The sequence below is a fragment of the Vibrio sp. 10N.247.310.98 genome (genome assembly GCF_041467395.1).
Lineage (GTDB): Bacteria > Pseudomonadota > Gammaproteobacteria > Enterobacterales > Vibrionaceae > Vibrio > Vibrio crassostreae_C.
The window spans coordinates 1-22,321 of record NZ_JBFSUL010000012.1; the positions used below are offsets into that span (position 1 = coordinate 1).

General features: G+C 46.5%; 18 protein-coding genes. 3 read left to right on the top strand and 15 right to left on the bottom strand.

Features of this window, described 5'->3' with window-relative positions; all coding sequences use genetic code 11:
• Positions 1–462: phosphoribosylamine--glycine ligase (locus tag AB6E78_RS06980; protein ID WP_372153749.1), on the bottom strand; the 462-nt coding region annotated here is incomplete at its 3' end.
• A 214-nt stretch (positions 463–676) separates the two neighbouring features.
• Positions 677–2,284: a bifunctional phosphoribosylaminoimidazolecarboxamide formyltransferase/IMP cyclohydrolase gene (gene purH / locus AB6E78_RS06985; protein WP_017068857.1), complete on the bottom strand. Its 1,608-nt coding sequence runs from the start codon at positions 2,282–2,284 to the stop codon at positions 677–679.
• A gap of 324 nt (positions 2,285–2,608) precedes the next feature.
• Between purH and zntR the strand changes: the two genes are divergently transcribed.
• Entirely contained in the window at positions 2,609–3,049 is a 441-nt protein-coding gene (zntR, locus tag AB6E78_RS06990; protein WP_048612394.1) for a Zn(2+)-responsive transcriptional regulator, read from the top strand.
• Between the two features lie 88 nt (positions 3,050–3,137).
• On the opposite strand, the gene fis is transcribed toward zntR, so the two are convergent.
• The 9 genes from fis to AB6E78_RS07035 form a co-directional block, all read right to left on the bottom strand.
• Positions 3,138–3,434, bottom strand: a complete 297-nt coding sequence (fis, locus tag AB6E78_RS06995; protein ID WP_004729744.1) for a DNA-binding transcriptional regulator Fis — start codon at positions 3,432–3,434, stop codon at positions 3,138–3,140.
• 23 nt (positions 3,435–3,457) lie between these two features.
• A complete protein-coding gene (dusB, locus tag AB6E78_RS07000) occupies positions 3,458–4,426 on the bottom strand; it encodes a tRNA dihydrouridine synthase DusB (protein ID WP_032546269.1) in 969 nt (322 codons plus the stop codon).
• 140 nt (positions 4,427–4,566) lie between these two features.
• Positions 4,567–5,454: a 50S ribosomal protein L11 methyltransferase gene (gene prmA, locus AB6E78_RS07005; protein WP_017055901.1), complete on the bottom strand. Its 888-nt coding sequence runs from the start codon at positions 5,452–5,454 to the stop codon at positions 4,567–4,569.
• Positions 5,455–5,624: 170 nt separating this feature from the next.
• On the bottom strand, positions 5,625–6,968 hold the full coding sequence (accC, locus tag AB6E78_RS07010; RefSeq protein ID WP_017062706.1) for an acetyl-CoA carboxylase biotin carboxylase subunit: 1,344 nt from the start codon (positions 6,966–6,968) through the stop codon (positions 5,625–5,627).
• Positions 6,969–6,983: 15 nt separating this feature from the next.
• Complete coding sequence (accB, locus tag AB6E78_RS07015) at positions 6,984–7,436, bottom strand: acetyl-CoA carboxylase biotin carboxyl carrier protein (protein WP_017062707.1); 453 nt, start codon at positions 7,434–7,436, stop codon at positions 6,984–6,986.
• A gap of 74 nt (positions 7,437–7,510) precedes the next feature.
• Positions 7,511–7,960: a type II 3-dehydroquinate dehydratase gene (aroQ, locus tag AB6E78_RS07020; RefSeq protein ID WP_010435475.1), complete on the bottom strand. Its 450-nt coding sequence runs from the start codon at positions 7,958–7,960 to the stop codon at positions 7,511–7,513.
• Positions 7,961–8,282: 322 nt separating this feature from the next.
• Positions 8,283–10,232 carry an acetate--CoA ligase gene (acs, locus tag AB6E78_RS07025; protein WP_009844693.1) on the bottom strand — a complete coding sequence of 650 codons (1,950 nt, stop codon included), beginning with the start codon at positions 10,230–10,232 and terminating at the stop codon, positions 8,283–8,285.
• Positions 10,233–10,450: 218 nt separating this feature from the next.
• On the bottom strand, positions 10,451–11,083 hold the full coding sequence (locus AB6E78_RS07030) for a 3'-5' exonuclease (protein WP_017062708.1): 633 nt from the start codon (positions 11,081–11,083) through the stop codon (positions 10,451–10,453).
• A gap of 10 nt (positions 11,084–11,093) precedes the next feature.
• Entirely contained in the window at positions 11,094–12,926 is a 1,833-nt protein-coding gene (locus AB6E78_RS07035; protein ID WP_372132785.1) for a DUF294 nucleotidyltransferase-like domain-containing protein, read from the bottom strand.
• Between the two features lie 232 nt (positions 12,927–13,158).
• Between AB6E78_RS07035 and AB6E78_RS07040 the strand changes: the two genes are divergently transcribed.
• Both AB6E78_RS07040 and AB6E78_RS07045 read left to right on the top strand, forming a co-directional pair.
• Positions 13,159–14,355: a 3-phenylpropionate MFS transporter gene (locus tag AB6E78_RS07040; protein ID WP_017062710.1), complete on the top strand. Its 1,197-nt coding sequence runs from the start codon at positions 13,159–13,161 to the stop codon at positions 14,353–14,355.
• Between the two features lie 118 nt (positions 14,356–14,473).
• Entirely contained in the window at positions 14,474–17,905 is a 3,432-nt protein-coding gene (locus AB6E78_RS07045) for a PAS-domain containing protein (RefSeq protein WP_372132782.1), read from the top strand.
• 117 nt (positions 17,906–18,022) lie between these two features.
• Here AB6E78_RS07045 and AB6E78_RS07050 read toward each other — a convergent pair whose 3' ends face one another.
• The 4 genes from AB6E78_RS07050 to AB6E78_RS07065 form a co-directional block, all read right to left on the bottom strand.
• A complete protein-coding gene (locus AB6E78_RS07050) occupies positions 18,023–19,408 on the bottom strand; it encodes a class II fumarate hydratase (protein ID WP_372111385.1) in 1,386 nt (461 codons plus the stop codon).
• 12 nt (positions 19,409–19,420) lie between these two features.
• Positions 19,421–19,807, bottom strand: coding sequence for a hypothetical protein (locus AB6E78_RS07055; RefSeq protein WP_017062714.1), 387 nt, complete (start codon positions 19,805–19,807; stop codon positions 19,421–19,423).
• 200 nt (positions 19,808–20,007) lie between these two features.
• Positions 20,008–21,711, bottom strand: a complete 1,704-nt coding sequence (locus tag AB6E78_RS07060) for a sodium:solute symporter family protein (protein ID WP_017062715.1) — start codon at positions 21,709–21,711, stop codon at positions 20,008–20,010.
• A 10-nt stretch (positions 21,712–21,721) separates the two neighbouring features.
• On the bottom strand, positions 21,722–21,988 hold the full coding sequence (locus AB6E78_RS07065) for a DUF4212 domain-containing protein (RefSeq protein ID WP_010435433.1): 267 nt from the start codon (positions 21,986–21,988) through the stop codon (positions 21,722–21,724).
• Positions 21,989–22,321: the final 333 nt, after the last annotated feature.

Here is a 22,321-nt window from a genome sequence, read left to right on the forward strand (position 1 = left end):
GCCTTTACCTGCCGCAAGACCGTCAGCTTTCACTACGATAGGAGCGCCTTGCTCGCGAACGTAAGCGATAGCTGGCTCAATCTCAGTGAAGTTTGAGTAGTAACCTGTTGGGATATCATGACGAGCTAGGAAGTCTTTAGTGAATGCTTTAGAGCCTTCAAGCTGTGCTGCAGCTTGAGTAGGGCCGAAGATTGGCAAACCTACTTCGCGGAATGCATCAACCACACCGATAACCAATGGTGCTTCAGGGCCCACGATAGTCAGTTCGATTTTTTTATCTTGAGCAAACGCGACTAAACCAGCGATGTCTTCAACGCCGATGTTTACGTTCTCTAGTTTTGGCTCAAGTGCAGTACCTGCGTTACCTGGAGCGATGAATACTGTTTCAACGTTTGGGTTTTGTGCTGCTTTCCAACCTAGTGCATGCTCACGACCGCCGGCACCAATAATTAATACATTCATTTTATTTTACCTTTGATAGCTTCATCAGATTACCTATTTCGGCGTCAAACATGCTCACTTATAGTCATAAGCTCCGCGTGTTTTCCTTGAACTAGGCAATCTGATTTTGCTCTAAAAATTAAAATTTCTATTAACGTTGATGAGTAAAACGCCAACATTAATGAACGGTTAAACGAATAAAAAAGGCTCTAGGAAAACCTAGAGCCTATTCTGATTAGTGGCGGAAGTGACGCATGCCCGTAAAGATCATCGCCATGCCGTGTTCGTCTGCTGCTGCGATAACTTCGTCATCACGCATAGAGCCGCCCGGTTGGATAACACACTTGATGCCAGCCTCTGCAGCCGCGTCGATACCGTCACGGAATGGGAAGAATGCATCTGATGCCATCACACAGCCTTCAACCTGTAGACCTTCGTCTGCAGCTTTGATGCCTGCGATTTTCGCAGAGTAAACGCGGCTCATTTGGCCAGCGCCAACACCAATTGTCATGTCGCCTTTCGAGTAAACGATAGCGTTAGATTTAACGTATTTCGCTACTTTCCAGCAGAATAGAGCATCTTTCAATTCTTCAGCTGTAGGTTGGCGCTTAGAAACCACTTTAAGGTCATCTTCAGACACCATGCCTTGGTCGCGGTCTTGAACTAGCAAACCACCGTTAACGCGTTTAACGTCAAAGCCAGTTGTCTTCGTTGTCCACTCACCACACTCAAGTAGGCGAAGGTTTTTCTTAGCCGCTACGATTGCTACTGCTTCAGCAGAAACTGATGGTGCAATGATAACTTCAACGAATTGACGCTCAGTGATAGCCGTTGCTGTTGCAGCGTCTAGCTCACGGTTGAAAGCGATGATGCCGCCAAATGCAGAAGTTGGGTCTGTTTTGAATGCACGGTCATAAGCTTCTAGGATGTCTTCACCTAGTGCAACACCACATGGGTTAGCGTGCTTAACAATCACACATGCTGGCTGGTCGAACTCTTTCACACACTCAAGTGCTGCATCAGTGTCAGCGATGTTGTTGTAAGAAAGGGCTTTACCTTGAATTTGGCGAGCAGTAGATACTGACGCTTCTTCAGGGTTTGCTTCAACGTAGAATGCGGCTGCCTGGTGGCTGTTCTCACCGTAGCGCATGTCTTGTTTTTTCTCGAACTGTTGGTTGAACGTGCGAGGGAATTTGCTCTTGTTTTCAGGAGAAGGTTCGTCACCTTCTTTGTTCTCACCGTAAGATGGAACCATAGTGCCGAAGTAGTTTGCGATCATGCCGTCGTAAGAAGCGGTGTGCTCGAATGCTGCGATAGCGAGGTCGAAGCGAGTCTCTAGTGTTAGAGATTTATCGTTCGCGTCCATTTCAGCGACAACGCGCTCGTAGTCGTGTGTGTTAACAACGATAGTCACGTCTTTGTGGTTTTTCGCTGCAGAGCGAACCATTGTAGGACCGCCGATGTCGATGTTCTCAACAGCGTCAGCAAGAGTACAACCTTCTTTAGCAACGGTTTCTGCGAATGGGTATAGGTTTACAACAACCATATCGATAGGGTTGATACCGTGAGTTTCCATCACGTCATCATCTTGGCCACGACGGCCTAGAACACCACCATGAACTTTTGGGTGCAGAGTCTTAACACGGCCATCCATCATTTCTGGGAAACCAGTGTAGTCAGATACTTCTGTAACAGAGATGCCTTTTTCAGCAAGCAGGCGAGCAGTGCCACCGGTAGATAGGATATCTACACCACGGTTAGCAAGAGCTTGTGCAAATTCAACGATACCAGTTTTGTCTGATACGCTGATTAGAGCGCGGCGAATTGGACGAGCGTTATTCATGCTTCCATCTTCCTCAAATTCATGGGGTTAAAATAAAGATATTTGCCAAAAAAGAACTTGTTTCTATCTTCTTAGCGTGGATTATCTTAGATACCAGTAAGAGATAAAATAATGGCCAGTTTTGGTAAAGACCTTTTGGGTTAGTCTTATGATTAAGCTATAAGATAACCAACTCCAAATTTGATGGCGCAGATTCTAACTAATTTATTACAAAAAAGCTCGCGCAATCGTTTGGCATCTCAAGATTAATTATGAAAAGTGCCATTTCAGCCTGAAAGTAACGATAAGGTTAATTGTGGAATGGACGAAACAGTAGGAAAAAACATGTTTCAGATCGGTGAATTAGCGAAGCGATGCGGTGTGACAGCCGATACCTTGCGATTTTATGAGAAGAATAACCTGATCGCGCCAGCCAGTCGCAGTGAGTCGGGCTATCGCCTATATGATGAAAATAACCAGAAACAGGTGACGTTTATTCTCAAATCTAAAGCGTTGGGGCTGAGTTTGGACGAGATTAAAGAATTGCTTGAGATTCGCCTCGAGGCCACACAGCACAGTTGCGCTGAAGTGAAGTCGATTACCTCAGCAAAATTAGAGATGATTGATGAGAAGATCACTGAGTTAACTAAGATTCGCACCGCACTTAAGAAGATTAATGATGCGTGTTGCGGCCACGTAGACGACGATGCAAGCCATTGTTCGATTCTGGCAGCCTTGGATTCCGCAAACGTCGACAAAGGGCGCTGTTGTCGCACTGGAGAGTAATCAGCCACTATCACGGATCGACAAGCCAAAAAAAAGCCAAACTCAACAATGAGCTTGGCTTTCAATTCAATAAATTACGAAAGAACGATTAGTTCATGCCGTATTTTTTAAGTTTCTTGCGAAGAGTACCGCGGTTAATACCCATCATGGTTGCTGCGCGAGTTTGGTTACCGCGAGTGTACTGCATGATAGTGTCTAGTAGTGGCTGTTCAACTTCAGCTAATACTAATTCGTATAACTCGCTGACTTCTTGACCGTTTAATTGAGCAAGGTAATTTTTCAATGATGCTTTAACTGAGTCACGTAGTGGCTTCTGCGTGATTTGGTCTTGTGATGTAACTGTAGTTACTGTCAATGCTTCTGAAGTCAGATTTTGTTCGAACATATTCGGTCTAGCTCTTCTCGTAATTATGGTGCAACGTTATCAAAAAAACCTTCTAGCGCTTCAAGCTGCAGATCACCTGCTTCGAATGCGTTGAAGGTACGGCGAAACTCACTCGCTTGTTCATGTTCTTTTAGATACCAACCCACATGCTTACGAGCGATGCGAGGGCCTAAAAACTCTCCATAAAATTCATGTAGAGCGTGCACATGACCAAGCATGATGTCTTTCACTTCCGAAATCGGGAGTGGGTCCATCGTGGTGCCGTTTTCCAAATAGTGTAGGATTTCGTTAAAAATCCAAGGACGTCCTTGGGCAGGTCGACCTATCATTAAAGCATCAGCGCCGGTGTACTCCAGCACAAACTTCGCTTTTTCCGGACTATCGATATCACCGTTAGCGATAACCGGAATAGATACTGCTTGTTTCGCTGCTTTAATGTGTTTGTATTCTGCCTCACCTTTGTACATACAAGCGCGAGTTCTTCCATGGAGCGCAAGAGCTTGTATGCCGCAGTCTTCGGCTATTTTCGCGATTTGGACACAGTTTCTATTGTCTGTATCCCAGCCTGTGCGCGTTTTCAACGTTACTGGAACGTCGACAGCATTTACCACCGCTTTCAGAATGTCTTCAATGAGTTCTGGATGCTGCAGTAAAGCTGAGCCCGCAAGCTTCTTATTCACTTTTTTGGCTGGACAACCCATGTTGATATCGATGATTTGCGCACCGTTATCGACATTAAATTGAGCAGCCTCGGCCATAAGCTGTGGATCTGCACCAGCGATTTGTACTGAACGAATGCCCGATTCGCCTTCATGTACCATACGCTGCTGAGACTTTGACGTTTTCCAAACTTTCGGATTGGAGGACATCATTTCACTGACTGCCATCCCCGCACCGTAGCGAAGACACAACTCACGGAATGGTCTATCCGTTACGCCAGCCATAGGAGCGACGATTAGATTGTTCTTAAGTTGATAATTTCCGATTTTCAAAAATGTCATCACAGTTCTGTACCAGCAAGGGCGCGCATTTTACGCATTTTTTCGCTGCGTGAAAAGACTAATATTTGAGCATTTACAATTTGTTTTTGTAATTTGTTTAAATTTCAGTCAATTAGCGCCCAAAGTCTTGTCTAGCCTTGCTTGCGACCTGAGATTCGACACCATTCTTGTTGTTCGATGATCGGATCAATGTGAAGCTCATCACGATAATAAGTGGCAACATCTTCTGCTTGTGTATCTAAAACACCCGACATCGCAAGTACACCATTTGGCTTAACTAGGCCCTTGATGATGCCAGAAAGGTCGCGTAATGGACCCGCAAGAATGTTGGCAACAACAACGTCTGCTAGCAAACCTTCCGGTTGATCTTGTGGCAAGAACACCTCTAGTTGCTCAGCAACGCCATTGCGTTGTGCGTTGTCTTTTGATGCAAGCAGAGCTTGAGGATCAATGTCGATCCCGATAACTTTTGCTGCGCCTAGTTTGATCGCAGCGATCGCTAGGATGCCTGAGCCACAACCGAAGTCGATCACGGTTTTGCCTGCAAGGTCTAAGCCTTCAAGCCACTCAAGACACAATGCCGTTGTCGGGTGAGTACCTGTACCAAATGCAAGGCCAGGGTCTAGCATTACGTTAACAGCGTCAGGTTCAGGGATATCGCGCCAGCTAGGGCAGATCCATAAACGCTCACCAAACTTCATTGGGTGGAAGTTGTCCATCCATTCACGCTCCCAATCCTTGTCTTCAATTTGCTCTACTTTATGAGCAAAGTCTGCAGGGAACATGTTGCTTGCTTTAATCTGCGCTAGAACGACACCAGTATCAGTCTCAGCGTCGTAAAGCGCGAGAATGTCAGTATCACCCCAAAGGCGAGTTTCGCCTGGCAGAGGCTCAAATACAGGGGTATCTTGTGCATCCAGGAAAGTTACAGAAAGAGCACCTGTCTCTTCCATTAACATGTCGCCGATTTGTTCGGCATTTTCATTGGTAGCATTAAGCTTGATTTGAATCCAAGGCATGGCTGCATCTTCTATATGAGAAAAATTGGATGGCGAGTCTAGCAGAAAATATGAGCAAATTCACCAAAACCCCACGGAATATAATGGGGATTAAAGATTGATTTTTTCGGCGGTTCAAAAACAAAAATGCTCACCGAAGTGAGCATTTTGACTGTTCTTAAACGAACGGATTATGACAAACCAAGTTTCTTCTCAAGGTAGTGGATGTTTGCACCACCGTGTTGGAAGTTTTCGTCGTTCATAATAGACAGTTGAAGCTCAGTATTAACGTTAATACCTTCAACAATCATTTCACCCAATGCGTTCTTCATACGAGCGATAGCAACATCACGGTTCTCACCGTAAGTGATCAGCTTACCAATCATTGAATCGTAGTGTGGTGGCACTGTGTAACCCGTGTAGATGTGAGATTCCCAACGTACGCCCATGCCGCCTGGTGCGTGGAAACGTTCAATCTTACCTGGTGAAGGTAGGAAACGAACTGGATCTTCAGCATTGATACGACATTCGATTGAGTGGCCACGCAGCTTAATGTCATCCTGAGTGAATGATAGAGGCTGACCAGCTGCAATACGTAGCTGTTCTTTCACTAGGTCGATACCCGTTACCATTTCAGTAATCGTGTGTTCAACCTGGATACGAGTGTTCATTTCGATGAAGTAGAATTCACCGTTCTCGTATAGGAATTCAAATGTACCTGCACCGCGGTAACCGATCTCAATACATGCACGAGTACAACGTTCGCCAATGTACTTACGCATCTCTTCAGTGATACCTGGAGCTGGCGCTTCTTCCACAACTTTCTGGTGACGACGTTGCATTGAACAGTCACGCTCACCTAGGTGGATAGCATTACCTTGGCCATCTGCAAGCACTTGTACTTCAATGTGACGTGGGTTTTCTAGGAATTTCTCCATGTAAACCATGTCGTTGTTGAAACATGCTTTTGCTTCAGCACGAGTCATCGCGATAGCTTCTGTTAATTCTGCTTCAGAACGAACAACACGCATACCACGACCGCCGCCGCCGCCAGATGCCTTGATGATAACTGGGAAGCCAATGCGTTTAGCGTGCGCTTTGTTTTTTGCTTCGTCGTCGTCAAGAGGGCCGTCAGAACCTGGTACACAAGGTACGCCAGCTTTCTTCATTGACGTGATAGCTGACACTTTGTCACCCATCATGCGAATGGTTTCAGCTTTAGGGCCAACGAAGATAAAGCCACTGCGCTCTACCTGTTCTGCAAAGTCTGCATTTTCAGATAGGAAGCCGTAGCCAGGGTGAACAGCTACTGCACCTGTAACTTCAGCTGCGCTGATGATACGAGGGATGTTTAGGTAGCTATCGATACCACGAGCTGGACCGATACAAATGGTTTCGTCTGCAAGCAGTACGTGCTTAAGGTCACGGTCAGCAGTTGAGTGAACCGCTACCGTTTTAATGCCAAGCTCTTTACATGCACGCAGAATACGTAGTGCAATCTCACCACGGTTCGCGATTACTAATTTATCTAACATAATGAGTGCTCTCTATTATTCGATAATTACTAGAGCTTGGTCGAATTCTACTGGTTGACCGTCTTCAACTAGGATAGCTGTTACAACACCAGATTTATCAGCTTCGATTTGGTTCATCATTTTCATTGCTTCAACGATACATAGCGTTTCGCCAGCAGTTACAGATTGACCAACTTTAACGAATGGTTTTGCGTCTGGGCTTGGAGCGCCGTAGAAAGTACCAACCATTGGAGAAAGAACTTGGTGACCAGCTGGAACTGCAGGAGCTGCTGCTTCTGCTGCTACAGGTGCCGCCGCAGGAGCTGCTGCCGCTACAGGTGCTGGAGCAGCTGCATATTGAACAGGTGCTACAGGTGCAGTGCTGTTACGACTGATTCGTACTGACTCTTCACCTTCAGAGATTTCTAGCTCAGAAATACCAGACTCTTCAACCAATTCGATTAGCTTTTTGATTTTGCGAATATCCATTGTTTCTTTCTCTTTATCTGTTAATTGAACTTACTCTATGACTGAGTAGGTTAGTAATAGTTCGTTGTTTATGTTTACTTTGAGTTGAGCTTGCTGAGCGCAGCGGTCAAAGCAAATTGATAACCTTGGGCACCTAAGCCACAAATCACACCTTCTGCTTTATCAGATAGGTAAGAGTGGTGACGGAATGGTTCACGCGCGTGAACATTCGATAGATGAACCTCAATAAATGGTATGGCAACGCCAAGTAGTGCATCACGCAGTGCCACACTGGTATGTGTAAAGGCTGCTGGGTTGATAATAATAAAATCAACATTTTGATAAGCACTATGGATAGCTTCAATCAGTTCGTACTCACGATTTGACTGTAAGTGAGATAGCTCAACATCGTGTGCTTTCGCTTGCTCGGTCAGTGAGCTAATAATCTGGTCAAGTGTTTGAGAACCGTAGTGTGCGGGCTCTCTAAGGCCTAACAGGTTAAGGTTTGGGCCATTTAAAACTAGAATGCGAAACTTTGTAGACATCGTGGGGCTATCTTCCTTTATCGTGTTTACGAACGTGAATGTTGCCATTTTATTGAAAATTTGCGGTTAATTTCCAGTGAGAAAAACCCAAATTTAAAAATTAGAACCAGATTATAGCTAATTCAGCGCAAATCGCAGCAATTTACTGGTCTAATCTCCTATTGATACAGCTTGGAATTGTTACCAACTTAACAAAAAAGCGTCTTAGCCTTAATTTGGGGCGGGATATTTGAGATCAAGATCAGCCATAAAAAAACCGCCACATAGGTGACGGTTTAGAAAGTGCTGTTTTAAACAGTGATTAGCTGCTGTGACTGGTTGCTTATGCCAGTTCTGCTTTCTCGGCAATCAGCTTATCAACCACACTTGGGTCGGCCAGTGTCGAGGTATCACCTAGGTTACCTGTATCGCCAGTCGCGATTTTACGCAGGATACGACGCATGATTTTACCCGAACGAGTTTTTGGTAGAGAGTCGGTCCAGTGCAGTACATCTGGCGTTGCAATTGGGCCAATCTCTTTACGTACCCAGTCTTTTACTTCTTTATGAAGCTCTGCGGTTGGGAACTCACCATCATTCAGCGTGATGTAAGCGTAAATCGCTTGGCCTTTAATATCATGAGGGATGCCCACAATCGCGGCTTCTGCAATCTTATCGAACGCGACTAGAGCCGATTCAATCTCAGCAGTACCCATACGGTGACCTGATACGTTAAGTACATCATCGACACGCCCCGTAATCCAGTAGTAACCGTCTTCATCACGACGAGCGCCGTCACTGGTGAAGTACATGCCTTTAAAGGTCGAGAAGTAAGTCTGTTCGAAGCGGTCATGATCGCCATGAACGGTACGCATTTGGCCTGGCCAAGAGTCAAGAATCACTAGGTTGCCGTCTGTTGCACCCTCAATGATGTTACCCATGTTATCAACCAGTGCCGGTTGCACACCGAAGAATGGACGAGTTGCAGAGCCCGGTTTCAGGTCTGTTGCGCCTGGTAGCGGTGCAATCAAGATACCGCCCGTTTCTGTTTGCCACCATGTATCAACAATTGGAGATTGCTCATTACCGATTGTTTTGTAGTACCACTCCCACGCCTCTGGGTTGATAGGTTCACCCACTGAGCCCATGATTCTTAGGCTGTCACGAGAAGTACCTTCAACGGCTTCATTGCCTTTCGCCATCAATGCACGAATAGCCGTTGGCGCCGTATAAAGAATATTAACTTGGTGCTTATCGACCACTTCGCTCATGCGGCTGGTGTTCGGGTAATTTGGCACGCCTTCAAACAGAATCGTTTTTGCGCCATTAGCAAGCGGTCCGTAAACAAGATATGTGTGACCGGTAATCCAACCCACATCGGCTGTACACCAGAAAGTCTCGCCTTCTTGGTAATCGAATACGTATTTGAAGGTCATCGCAGCATAAACAAGGTAGCCACCTGTGGTGTGCATAACGCCTTTAGGTTTACCTGTTGAGCCTGACGTATAAAGGATGAATAGTGGATCTTCTGCGTTCATCTCTTCTGGTGGGCAATCTGCAGATACATTAGCAATAGCATCGTGCCACCACACATCGCGATGTTCGTGCCATGCCACATCACCGCCAGTGCGTTTGAATACAACAACCTTCTCGATGTTTTTCACTTCAGGGTTCGTCAGTGCTTCATCGACATTCTTTTTCAGTGGAACAGCACGGCCGCCACGCACGCCTTCATCGGCAGTGATAACGACTTTAGAATTTGAATCGATAATACGACCAGACAGTGCTTCTGGTGAGAAACCACCAAATACGACTGTGTGAACCGCACCGATACGGGTACACGCCAGCATGGCTACTGCCGCTTCTGGCACCATTGGCATGTATAAACAAACCACATCACCTTTGCGCACGCCTTGCTCTTTTAGAGCATTCGAAAACAGGCACACTTCTTTATGCAGTTCATTAAAAGTTAGAGTTTTATCATCTGCCGGGTCATCGCCTTCCCAGATGATAGCGACTTCATCACCGCGCTCAGCAAGGTGGCGGTCGATACAGTTAGCCGAAACGTTAAGCGTGCCATCTTCAAACCAGCGAATATCAATGTGGCCAGGGTCGAAAGAAGTGTTTTTTACTTGTGTGAAAGGTTTGATCCAATCAACGATTTTTCCGTGTTCACCCCAAAAGCCTTCAGGGTCAGAAACAGATTGCTGGTACATGGCTAGGTAAGTGTCATTATCCGCGTGTGTGGTTGATTTAATATTTTCTTTTACCGGATAAACGTGGGCTTCACTCATTGCATCTCTCCTTGTGCCTACATTCCTAATGAACTGGCAACTTCCTTTGTGTTCAGTTTCTAGGTCTATTACAGAACCGTCTTTGTGTTATCACTCTCGGCTAGGACGGCGATTTCCACAATTAGACTTTAGGATGAGACGCTGCTTTTCACTTACAAAATAGCGAGTTAAGTTCAATTTTGAGATGTTGCTCTCTATGTGAAGCGCCAGTGGTTGAATTAAGAATAAGAAGAGTTGAAACGGGGAAGGTCACCATGTTTCAGGCGCACAAAGATCAGCGCAGCGGAGATAGCGTCTTGTAATGCATCATGTTTATTGACCGGGATAGGTAAATCGAGTTGGCGACAGATGGCGTCCATACTGAGATCAAAATAGGCATTGGGCAGCTGTCTTTCGAGTTTGTCTTGATAGAGTTGGCTCACTTCGACTAATCGGTTAGGCAGTGGAAATCCAAGCTGTTTTAAACAGGCGCGGTCGAGAATTTTTTTATCATAGCGGATGTGATAGCCGACTAAAGGACGATTTCCAATGAAGTTCAGTAGCTCGATTAAAGCCTGTTTTTCTTCGATGCCGTGCTTTAGATCTTGATGACGGATACGGTGGATTTTTATTGAATTGCAATCGAGCGATTGGGGGGCGCGCAACCGGACTTCAAAAGGTTGGCTGGTAATGATTCGGTTACCGATGATCTTGGTCGCGGCAATGGTAACTAATTCTGCCTGATTGGGATCTAGGCTGGTGGTCTCACAATCGAGCGATACATATTCATGATCAATAGGCGCAGTAAACAGAGGCTGATAGAGGGAGCCTTTGAGCTTGTGATGCCAGTAATAGCGAACCAACCTATTCATCGTTCAATGCCTAATCCCGTATCTGATAGTGGTAGCCGAGCCATTGCTTGAATTTCTTCACCACGTGCAGGCTATGACGAAGCAGATCCCTGTCTGCTCGTTCCATCAGTTTGACGTTAATCTTGTTGCTGCTGTGCTGCTGAGAAAGCCTTTGGGCTAAGCGCCACTTAAAGAATTGCTTGAGTGCTTCACTGAGATTATCGGCAGTACTTTGCTCTAATACTTTCTTGCTGACCAGCTGCTCAATGCGTTCGAAGGTGTTGTTGACCGTGACACCATGTTCTAGGCAAAGCGCTCTCACACCATGCACGATAGGGAAAATACCGCCTTGTTTGATATCGAGTCCGGACTTGGATTGCTTCACATTACCAAACAGGGTCAGGGGAACTGAGAAGTTCAGCGCCGGGCGGCAGAACTCCGTCAGAATCAATTCTTGTCCGAGCATTAAATCACTGAGGTGCTGCTTTACAGGTTTTAATAACTCTCTATTCCCCGCTACTGCGTGTGCATCTGCCATGATCGCGATATCCATCACGGTGTCTGGCGTGGCTTTTTTTACCCAATGGGTAAGGGTTTGTTTCCACTCTTGCTCTGAATGCACCCATTTCGGATTGTTGACCATCACGTTGCCCGGGCACAGTGGGTAACCCAATTGTTGAAGGGTATGAGTGAGGTCGTTCATGGCACTTTGGCATTGATGCCACTCCAAGCCATCTTGAATTATGAGCGCGTTGTCTTGATCGGTTTTGAGAATTTGTTCCCCACGGCCTTCGGAACCCAACACGATTAGGCAGCAATGACTATGCAGTGCAGGTGGGATCACCAACTCAAAAGCCTTCTCTATGATCTGTTCGTTGACCGCAGAAATCAGCTCCATGATAAAGCGTGTGCGAATCCCATTACTGAGCAAGCTCTCGACCAGTTGACGTTGTTTGTTGGATGCCATTGCCAATTCTTCAACGCTGGTGGCGCGCGCAATACGCAAAGTAAGAACGTGGGAGTGTGTGGAGAATGCACTGAGAATCTGTGTCATATCCACCATGCCGACCGCATTTTTACCATCACAAACCATCAACCTTTTTACTCGATTTCTGGTCATGGTAATCATGGCGTTAAATAAGAAATCGCCTTGGTTCACGTGCATCACCGGAAACGTTGCGATCTCACCGACAGGCGCATCCAGTGTGAAATTATCGAGCATCACAGCATGCAATAAATTGGTTCGAGTGACGATTCCATACGACAAGGAACATGATGATCCAAAAGCTTTTGGATCATTATGTTCCAAATGGACTAGGGCCGAGTCTAACCCTTGTTCTTTAAGGGTTTGAGTGACTTGGTTGATCGGTTGGTTTGGTTCAAGTATCAGTGGTGGGTGATAGATAGAGTCATCCACTTTGGTTAATATAAACTCGGCAAGATTCTGTTGCTGCTGGGCGGCTTCTATCAAAGCTTTTCGTGTTGATAGGTTGCTATCAAAGTAGGCAGCGAATTGGCCATTGGCGTGGTAAAGCTCAAGAAAAATATCGGTGGGCAGCAGATAACTTAATGTATCTTCGAGTGCGATATATTGGTGTTTGGTGTGGGGTTCAAACTGGCTGCGGACATCAAAAATATCGTCATTGGCATAGTGTGCGTAAATCTCACCATCACTGCTCGCGCGCTCTTCAACAGCTCCTTTGATCAAAATATGCAGGTGTCGGCTCGGCCTTTCAGCTTCCAGTATCACTTCTTGAGAGCGGTAATACACCACGTCTAATGAAGAGCGAAGCTTCAACTGTTCGGCGTCGGACAGGCTATCGAAGGGCGGGTGCTGCATATTAAATTTGTCAGGCATAAGCATCACAAGAAGAAATGGGAGTCTTTAATCAGTCTGACAAAATACCAGCGAAGCTCCAGACGACTTTAGTCTAAATGCGAGTATGAGTATTGATGAGCGTGAAATCTCTTGTTGAAATGCGATATCCAGACCCATTGAATATGGGAATACTATCCCAGTAATAATTCCCTTTTTCATCGTATGCGAGATAGGCATAATTGGTGCTGCCTTTTTCCGCACACTTTATAGGTCATTTATGTTTAGCCCTTCACCCTATGGCTGGATCTCTCAGTATTTTCTTGGTTTCTTTTTTGCGTATGGCGTGTATTTGCCATTTTGGGCGTTGTGGTTTGAAGACCAAGGCGTGTCTGCTGGTGATATTGGCGTATTGATTGGTATCGGCTTTGCGACTCGTTGTGTGGCCAACTTAGTGATTACGCCGCGTATCCATAAAGTGGAACACTTGATGCCAGCGCTACGCTGTTTGAGTTTCGCTGCGCTGCTGTTTGTCGGTTTCCACTTCTTCACCGGTGGCAGCTTTATACTGATGTTGTTGGCAACGGTACTGTTTAACCTCTGTTGTGGGCCGATCATTCCTCTTTCTGATGCGATGGCTAACCATTACAGTCGTTTGAAAATGCTCGACTACGGCCGAACTCGTCTTTGGGGATCAATTGCCTTTATCGCAGGTTCAACGGTTGTTGGCTATTTGGTGGCACAATTCGGCACTGACATGATTTTGTATACTGCGCTTGCCGGTGTGTTGCTGTCATTGATTCTTGCGATGAGAAACCCCAATGTGATGCCAGTAACACAATCTGAGCAACAAGCGGCGCGACCAAAACTAGGTGAACTGCTGCGTGAGTCGTCAGTGGTAAAGTTTTTAGCCTTGATGGCGCTGCTGCAAGGTAGTCATGCGGCTTACTACAGTTTTAGTGCGATTTATTGGAAAGAAGCGGGTCACTCAGAAGCTATCATCGGTTATTTGTGGAGTTTAGGTGTTGTTGCTGAAGTGGCCGTATTTGCTCTGAGTAAGCGATTATTCTCAGGCTGGTCACTGCGTACTTTGTTTGTCGTCGCGGCTATTGGGGTGATGGCGCGTTGGGGTATAACCGCATCAACCACGGCGATTTTTGCACTGGTGATGGTGCAGTTGCTGCACGGTGTGACATTTGCCATGGCACACATCGCCGCGATTCAATACATCCAATCTGAAGAACAAAACAAGATGGTTGCGCTACAAGCCCTGTATAACGCGATTCCATTAGGTGCCTTTATTGCACTGATGACCACCTTAAGTGGTTGGGGTTATGAGCTTTGGGGCGCAAATATCTTCTGGGGCATGGCTGCAATGGGTGCACTTGCTCTGTTCATTAAGTTGGATGAAAGAAGTTCAGTGGTTGAGATTAATCAATCAGATTCGGAACAGTCAGAATCTCACAGCAAATGCTGATAATTAGAGTCTAAAGCACAGAATTTAAGCGATGCGATTGAGTTAATCACCCATCCTTAGTTAAATGAAACCTCTCCCTTATGGAGAGGTTTTTTTATGGATGAAAAAAGGGTTTTCAATGCAAGGATGGATAGTAATTCCAGTCTCTTTAGCCTACTTGGGCGTGTTATTTCTGATCGCTTGGTATGGAGACAGGCAGGTTCGTTGGCTATCGCGTTGGCGCCCGTGGATCTATAGCCTTTCGATTGCCGTGTATTGTACCTCTTGGACCTTCTATGGAACGGTCGGGCAGGCGAGTAACAACCCTTGGTCTTTTTTACCCATTTACCTCGCCCCGATTCTAGTCTTTACACTAGGCTGGCGGATCTTGGCGCGGCTGATCCTGATTGCGAAGCGGGAACATATCACCTCCATTGCCGACTTTATCGCGGCTCGTTATGGAAAATCTCAGGGCTTAGCGGTGGCGGTGACGGTTATCGCCGTGGTTGGTATCCTTCCTTATATTGCTCTGCAACTGCGTGGTATTACCATGGGGTTGGATATTGTTGCACCCAACCTAGCGGCTGACTTCGGTTATCAGGACTATCATGTGTCTTGGTTTGTGGTCGGTGCTTTGGCTATTTTCACCATGCTGTTTGGTACAAGACACATTGATAACACAGAGCATCACCGTGGCATGATGATGGCGGTGGCGTTTGAATCCATCGTTAAGCTCGCGGCATTCCTGATCGTTGGCCTATTCATCATGTATCTGGCGATGAGCAGCGACAAGATCGACTTGCTTGATGTGGCGGCTTCCACCTACGAATCACCCAATATTCCGACCTTAATTATTCATACCGTTTTAACCATGTTGGCGATTGTCTGTCTGCCACGCCAGTTCCATACCATGGTGGTAGAGAACGAACGTCCTCAAGACCTGCATACCGCTCGTTGGTTGTTTCCGCTTTACCTGATTTTGATGGGACTGTTCGTGCTGCCAATTGCTTGGGCAGGACAAGGACTACTTACTGGTATGCCAGCGGATACCTATGTGATCAGTGTGCCAATGTCAGAAGGCGCTAATCACATTGCCTTGCTGGCTTTCCTTGGTGGTACGTCTGCGGCAAGTGGCATGGTGATAGTGTCGACCATCGCCTTGGCGATCATGGTGTCGAATGATTTAGTGATGCCATTGTTACTGCGCCGTATGCGCCTAACTCAAAGAACCCATCGACACTTTTCTGGCCTGCTATTGGTGATTCGCCGCGGGCTAATTTTACTGCTGTTACTGGGTGCTTGGCTGTTTTATCAGGCGCTCGATACCATCCATTCACTGTCAGCGATTGGCTTTCTTTCCTTTGCTGCGATTGCTCAATTCGCGCCAGCACTTATTGGTGGTTTGTACTGGCGCCCGGGTAACCGCAAGGGCGTGTATGTCGGCTTAATGGTGGGCTCGTTGATTTGGCTGATTACCTTGATGAGCCAAACCAGCATGTTGGCTGGCGACAGTGACAGTAACCTTTTACTGTGGATTATCACGCCGCCAGAACTGCTCAGTAGCTGGAATATCAGCAGTTCAAACTGGGGCATTGTGCTGAGTATTGTACTTAATACCTTGTGCTATGCCGTGGTTTCGATGACGACTCGCCCAAGCCTAAGTGAGCGCTTACAATCAGCAGCATTTGTTGGCACGCCGCTGCCTGAAAACGAGAATATCAGCCTTTACCAGAACCGAGTGACGGTCGCTGAATTAGAGATGCTGGCGTCGCGTTTTGTGGGTCGCAAACGTGCGAAAAGTGCCTTACACAGCTATTGGCAACAACACGGTCAGCCGCTGCTTCCTAATCAACAAGCGCCTGCAAGTCTGATTCGACACGCAGAGCGCGTGCTCGCCGGAGTATTCGGTGCTTCGTCTGCTAAGTTAGTACTTACTTCCGCTTTACAGGGAAGAAACATGCAGCTTGAAGAAGTCGCGACCATCGTGGATGAAGCTTCGGAACTGTACGACTTCAGCCGTGGTTTACTGCAAGGCGCGATTGAACATATTGGCCAAGGTATTGCAGTAATCGACAAACAAATGAGGCTGGTGGCGTGGAATCAACGTTACTTAGAACTGTTTGAGTTCCCTGCTGGCTTGATTCAGGTTGGTCGACCCATTTCAGATGTGATTCGTCATAATGCTGAACAAGGTTTGTGTGGCCCGGGTGACCCGGAAGATCACGTTCGCCGCCGTGTTTATCACCTTGAGCAAGGAACACGACACACCTCTTCTCGTATTCGTCCTGATGGTCGAGTGATTGAGGTGCAAGGTAACCCAATGCCAAGTGGTGGTTTTGTGATGAGCTTTACCGACATCACGGTATTCCGACAAGCAGAGCAAGCGCTAAAAGATGCCAATGAAAGCTTGGAATCGAGAGTGCATGAGCGAACTCAAGAGCTCGAAAAGCTTAACCATCGCTTGGTAAAAGCCACGCAGATTTCGGATCAAGAATCACAATCTAAGAGTCGTTTTCTAGCCGCGGTAAGCCACGATTTGATGCAGCCGCTCAATGCCGCACGTCTATTTGCTTCGTCACTGTCTGAGGTGGCAAAAGAGCAAGAGGTGAAGCAATTGTCATCTCACATCGAGAGTGCACTTGGCGCCGCAGAAGATTTGATTGGTGACTTGCTGGATATCTCTCGATTGGAGTCCGGAAAGTTAGAAACCAACATTCACGCGATTGCCGTGCATGACGTATTAACCAATTTGAACGCGGAATTTAGCGCTCTAGCGAGACAACAGAAAATTGAGTTTAAGATGATTCCGTCGTCATTGTTCATTCATTCAGACCCTAAGCTGTTGAGGCGTGTGATTCAGAACTTTTTGACCAATGCGTTCCGCTACAACCCGGAAGGGAAAGTGGTACTGGGTGCGAGAAGAGTCAATGGACAGGTTCGAATTGATGTGTGGGATAATGGAACCGGTATCGATGAAGACAAGCAACAAGAAATCTTTGAAGAGTTTACTCGTGGCAGCCAAGTACGAGCCGATCAAGGATTGGGGTTAGGGTTAGCAATCTCGAAAGGTATTGCTCATGTGCTTGGCCATCAAATTTCGATGCGCTCATGGCCGGGGCAAGGCAGTGTCTTTTCCATCACCTTAGCTAGAGCGGAAAAAGTGGCTCCAGTTGTGCAAGCTTCGACGCCAATGGCGACCAGCGACATCGAACATCTCAAGATATTGTGTGTCGATAATGAACGAGAAATCTTAGTCGGTATGGAAAACCTGATCGGACGTTGGGGCTGTGAGGTTAAGACGGCGGTTGATTTGGTCGAAAGCTTGCAGTGCCTAGATGAGGGTTGGCTACCTGATGTGATTTTCTCTGATTACCGTTTAGATAATGGCAGAACGGGTCTCGAAGTCCTGCAGCAGTGTCGCTTGCGCCTCGGAGACTCTTTTGAAGGGGTCATCATTAGTGCCGATAGAACCGATGACATGTTGGCAGCGATAAAGGCCAACAGCTTTCGCTTTATTGCCAAGCCAGTGAAGCCACTTAAGTTAAGAGCGGTCTTGAATCGAGTGAGCTAGTTTGGGTTAACAGGCTCGGATTAGTACGTTCGTGAGCGGATAGTGAAAAGGCCTCAGATGAGGCCTTTTTTGTCTCTGTTTTTTTTGCGAACGCCGATTCGCTTGTTAATTCAATAACTAACCAGCAATGCCACCTTGTGTCAGTGTGGTTGGATCAAGCAGTTTACTGAGCTCTTCTCGGCTAAGATCGGTTTCTCTTTCTGCGACATCCAGAATTGGTAAGCCTTCTTTGTAAGCTTTCTTGGCAATATCAGCCGCCTTCAAGTAGCCAATCACAGGGTTAAGTGCGGTCACTAGGATTGGGTTCTTTGACAGTGCCAAATCGAGATTGTCTTGGCGTACCGTGAAGGTCGCGATGGCTTTGTCCGCTAAAGCGACTGAGCTGTTTGCCAATAACTCAATACTTTCCAACACGTTATGAGCAATCACTGGCAGCATCACATTAAGTTGGAAGTTACCTGATTGTCCGGCTACGGTAATGGTGGTGTCGTTGCCAATGACTTGCGCCGCCGCCATAGCTGCAGCTTCTGGAATCACAGGGTTGACCTTGCCAGGCATGATCGATGAGCCTGGTTGTAGAGCCTGTAATTCAATTTCCCCTAAGCCAGCCAACGGCCCAGAGTTCATCCAGCGAAGATCGTTTGAGATCTTCATGATCGCAACTACTGCCGTTTTGAGCTGACCTGACAGCGCAACGATCGCGTCTTGACTGCTGAGGCTAAAAAAGAAGTTTTCACTCGAGCTAAAACTGATCTTTGTCGATTGAGACAGGTTACTCGCAAACTTATCGGCAAAGCGTGGGTCAGCATTGATCCCTGTTCCAACCGCAGTACCACCTTGTGCTAAAGCCTTGATAGCGGGCAGGGTGTTCTCTATTGCTTGCTTAGCGTGTTCTATCTGAAATTTCCAACCACCTAGCTCTTGAGCAAAGGTCATTGGCATCGCATCCATTAGATGAGTGCGGCCGGTCTTCACGACCTCTGCAAGTTCCTGTTGCTTGATAGTGAGTGCTTCAGAAAGGTGAGTTAATGCAGGTAATAGCTTATTTTCAGCCATCAAAGCAACGCTCACTTGAATTGCGGTTGGCACCACATCGTTACTGCTTTGGCCCATGTTGACGTGATCATTGGGGTTCACGTCGCCTTGCAAGCTTCTTGAGGCAAGCGTAGCAATCACTTCATTGGCATTCATGTTGGAACTGGTACCTGAACCGGTTTGGTAGACATCGATAGGGAATTGATCGAGGTGTTTACCCTCAATGATCTCTTGGCTGGCTTCGGCTATCGCGTTGGCAATATCACCTTCCAGTAGACCTAACTGAGCATTGGTATCTGCCGCTGCCTGTTTAATTAACGCCAGTGCTTGAATAAAACTGGTCGGCATCTTGTGAGAGCTAAACGCGAAGTTATCCGCTGCACGCTGAGTTTGTGCTTGGTATAGCGCATCGGCAGGGACTTTCACTTCGCCCATGCTGTCTTTTTCAATCCGAAATTGTAGGGTCATGTTCTATCCTTGTTAGCCAAGTGGGGCTTGGACTTGTTGTAGTGTTTGGCTGAGATTCAAAAAACGCGCTTGGCCTTGAGGTTGCTGGCAGTAGTGGCGCTTCAAATAAAATAGTGGTGAGTGAATAGAGTCTAGGCAGATATGACGAAAGGCGAAACTGCGCTGAGGAGACTCAATCGCTTCAATCAAATGAAAGAAAACTTGGCGTAGATACAGCTCGCACAACAAGATGTTTTCTTGAGCGGCATGCTTTTCATAGTAAGCCGAAAGCGTCAGTGCACACTCGATATACTCTCGAATTACAAACGGCTCATGGCCTTGAACTTGTTCTAATGAAGCAAAGCGATCCTGTGCTTTGTAAAATCTCGAATAGAGAACCTGCTGCTCTTTCATCATCATCTGCATCTCTTTATTGGATGTTAATGATAATTATTATCAAATAAAGTTTTAAAAACAACCCTTTGTTTATCTTTTTATAAAGTGAGCAGAAAAAGAAAAAGCCGATACACGAAGTATCGGCTTTCTGGAGTCAGTACCTAATCCCTACAATGTAAGTACTGATTCATTTTTTGCTAAACATCTTTGTTTAGTGGTCGTGCTTAGTGGTCGTGAGCTTCACCTGCACCTTTCGGGTAACGGATGTTCTCAACCATATCTTGTACATCTTGTGGTACTTCAGCAGTTACTTTGTTTACAGCAATCGATACTACGAAGTTTAGACACATACCTAGCGTACCGATGCCTTCTGGGCTGATACCAAACCACCAGTTTTCAGGTGTGCTTGCTGCTGGGTTAATGAACTTGAAGTAGATGATGTAGCTTGCTGTGAAGGCAATACCTGACAACATACCTGCAATTGCGCCTTCCTTGTTCATCTTCTTGTAGAAGATACCTAGGATAATCGCTGGGAAGAAGGATGCTGCGGCTAAGCCGAAGGCAAACGCTACTACCTGTGCTACAAAGCCTGGTGGGTTAATACCTAAGTAACCGGCACCGACAATCGCGACCATGGCTGCCAGACGAGCGGCTAACAGCTCCTGCTTGTCGGTCATGTTTGGTCTGAAGCCTTTCTTCAACAAGTCATGTGAAATCGACGTTGAGATGACCAATAGTAGACCCGCGGCTGTTGATAGTGCGGCTGCTAGGCCACCGGCTGCAAGCAGTGCTACAACCCAGTTTGGTAGTTTCGCTAGCTCTGGAGAAGCCAGTACGATGATGTCACGGTTAATCTTCATCTCGTTGCGCTCATCGCCCGAGTAGAACATTTTGCCATCGCCGTTCTTATCTTCCCAACCTACTAGGCCAGTGCTTTCCCAGTTTTTGTACCAGCTTGGTGCGTCCGCTGCAGCGACACCTTGCATGTCAGGGCCGTTGATTGTTTCGATCATGTTTACACGAGCGAATGCTGCAACGCCTGGTGCTGTTGTGTATAGCAATGAGATGAACAGTAGTGCCCAACCCGCTGAGATACGAGCATCACGTACTTTTGGTACCGTGAAGAAACGAATGATTACGTGTGGAAGACCCGCAGTACCGACCATTAGAGCCGCACAGATGAAGAATACATCTACCATGCTCTTGTTACCTTCGGTATAGGCGGTAAATCCGAGTTCTTCGGTCAGTCCATCCAGTTTATCAAGAAGGTAAACATCTGTGCCTGATAGCGTAGAGCCCATACCAACTTGTGGAAGTGGGTTACCTGTCATCATGATTGAGGTAAAGATTGCTGGAACAAGGAAGGCGAAAATGAGGACACAGAATTGAGCTACCTGCGTATAAGTGATGCCTTTCATGCCACCTAGTACTGCGTAGAAGAACACAATACCCATACCAATGATGATGCCTAGGTTAATATCAACTTCTAGGAAACGAGAGAATACAACGCCCACACCACGCATCTGGCCTGCAACGTACGTAAACGATACGAAGATTGCACAGAATACCGCTACCATACGTGCCGTTTTCGAGTAGTAACGCTCACCGATGAAATCAGGAACCGTAAACTGACCGAACTTACGTAGGTAAGGTGCTAAACATAGCGCAAGTAGTACATAACCACCTGTCCAACCCATTAGGTAAACCGCACCGTCGTAACCAACGAATGAGATGATACCTGCCATTGAGATGAATGATGCTGCCGACATCCAGTCAGCGGCGGTCGCCATGCCGTTTGCTACTGGGTGTACACCACCGCCAGCAACGTAGAACTCACTAGTAGACCCTGCACGAGCCCAGATTGCGATGCCGATATATACCGCGAAAGTAATACCGACGAGAATAAACGTCCAAGTTTGAATATCCATGTTCTAGCCTCTAGTCTTCCTGTACGTTGTATTTTTTGTCGAGCGCATTCATGCGGACAACGTAAATAAATATCAGCGCCACGAAGGTGTATATCGAACCTTGCTGAGCGAACCAAAATCCTAGCTTGAACCCGCCAAACTGAACGGTATTGAGGGCATCCACAAATAAGATGCCAGCGCCGTAAGACACCGCAAACCAGACCGCGAGCAGTGTTCCCATAATTCCCAAGTTTTCCTTCCAGTAGGCTTGAGCATGTTCCGTAGATTCGAACGCCATTGCCTTCTCCTTTATTCCGTTTTCGTAGAAACTGTTTTTGTGAAACCGTTTTGTAAAATAGCGTGTTAACGTAATGTTACGATTTAGAATGTAGCAAGGATAAGTCAAGGGATCTGTGCAACTTTAGTCGGGATGGTATTAGCGCTAATGTACTGAAATATGGGAGCTAGGAGACATAACCATAGAAAAATGTGATGTTACAATGTTGTTAAATTAGCCAAAGGTCTAACAAAAAGGGATGAATTAGACTGCGAGTCATAAAATTTAACAACTAAATGACCGAGAAACGGTATTTAGCCCTGCTTATGACACGAAGCGAAACATAAGTTTGTT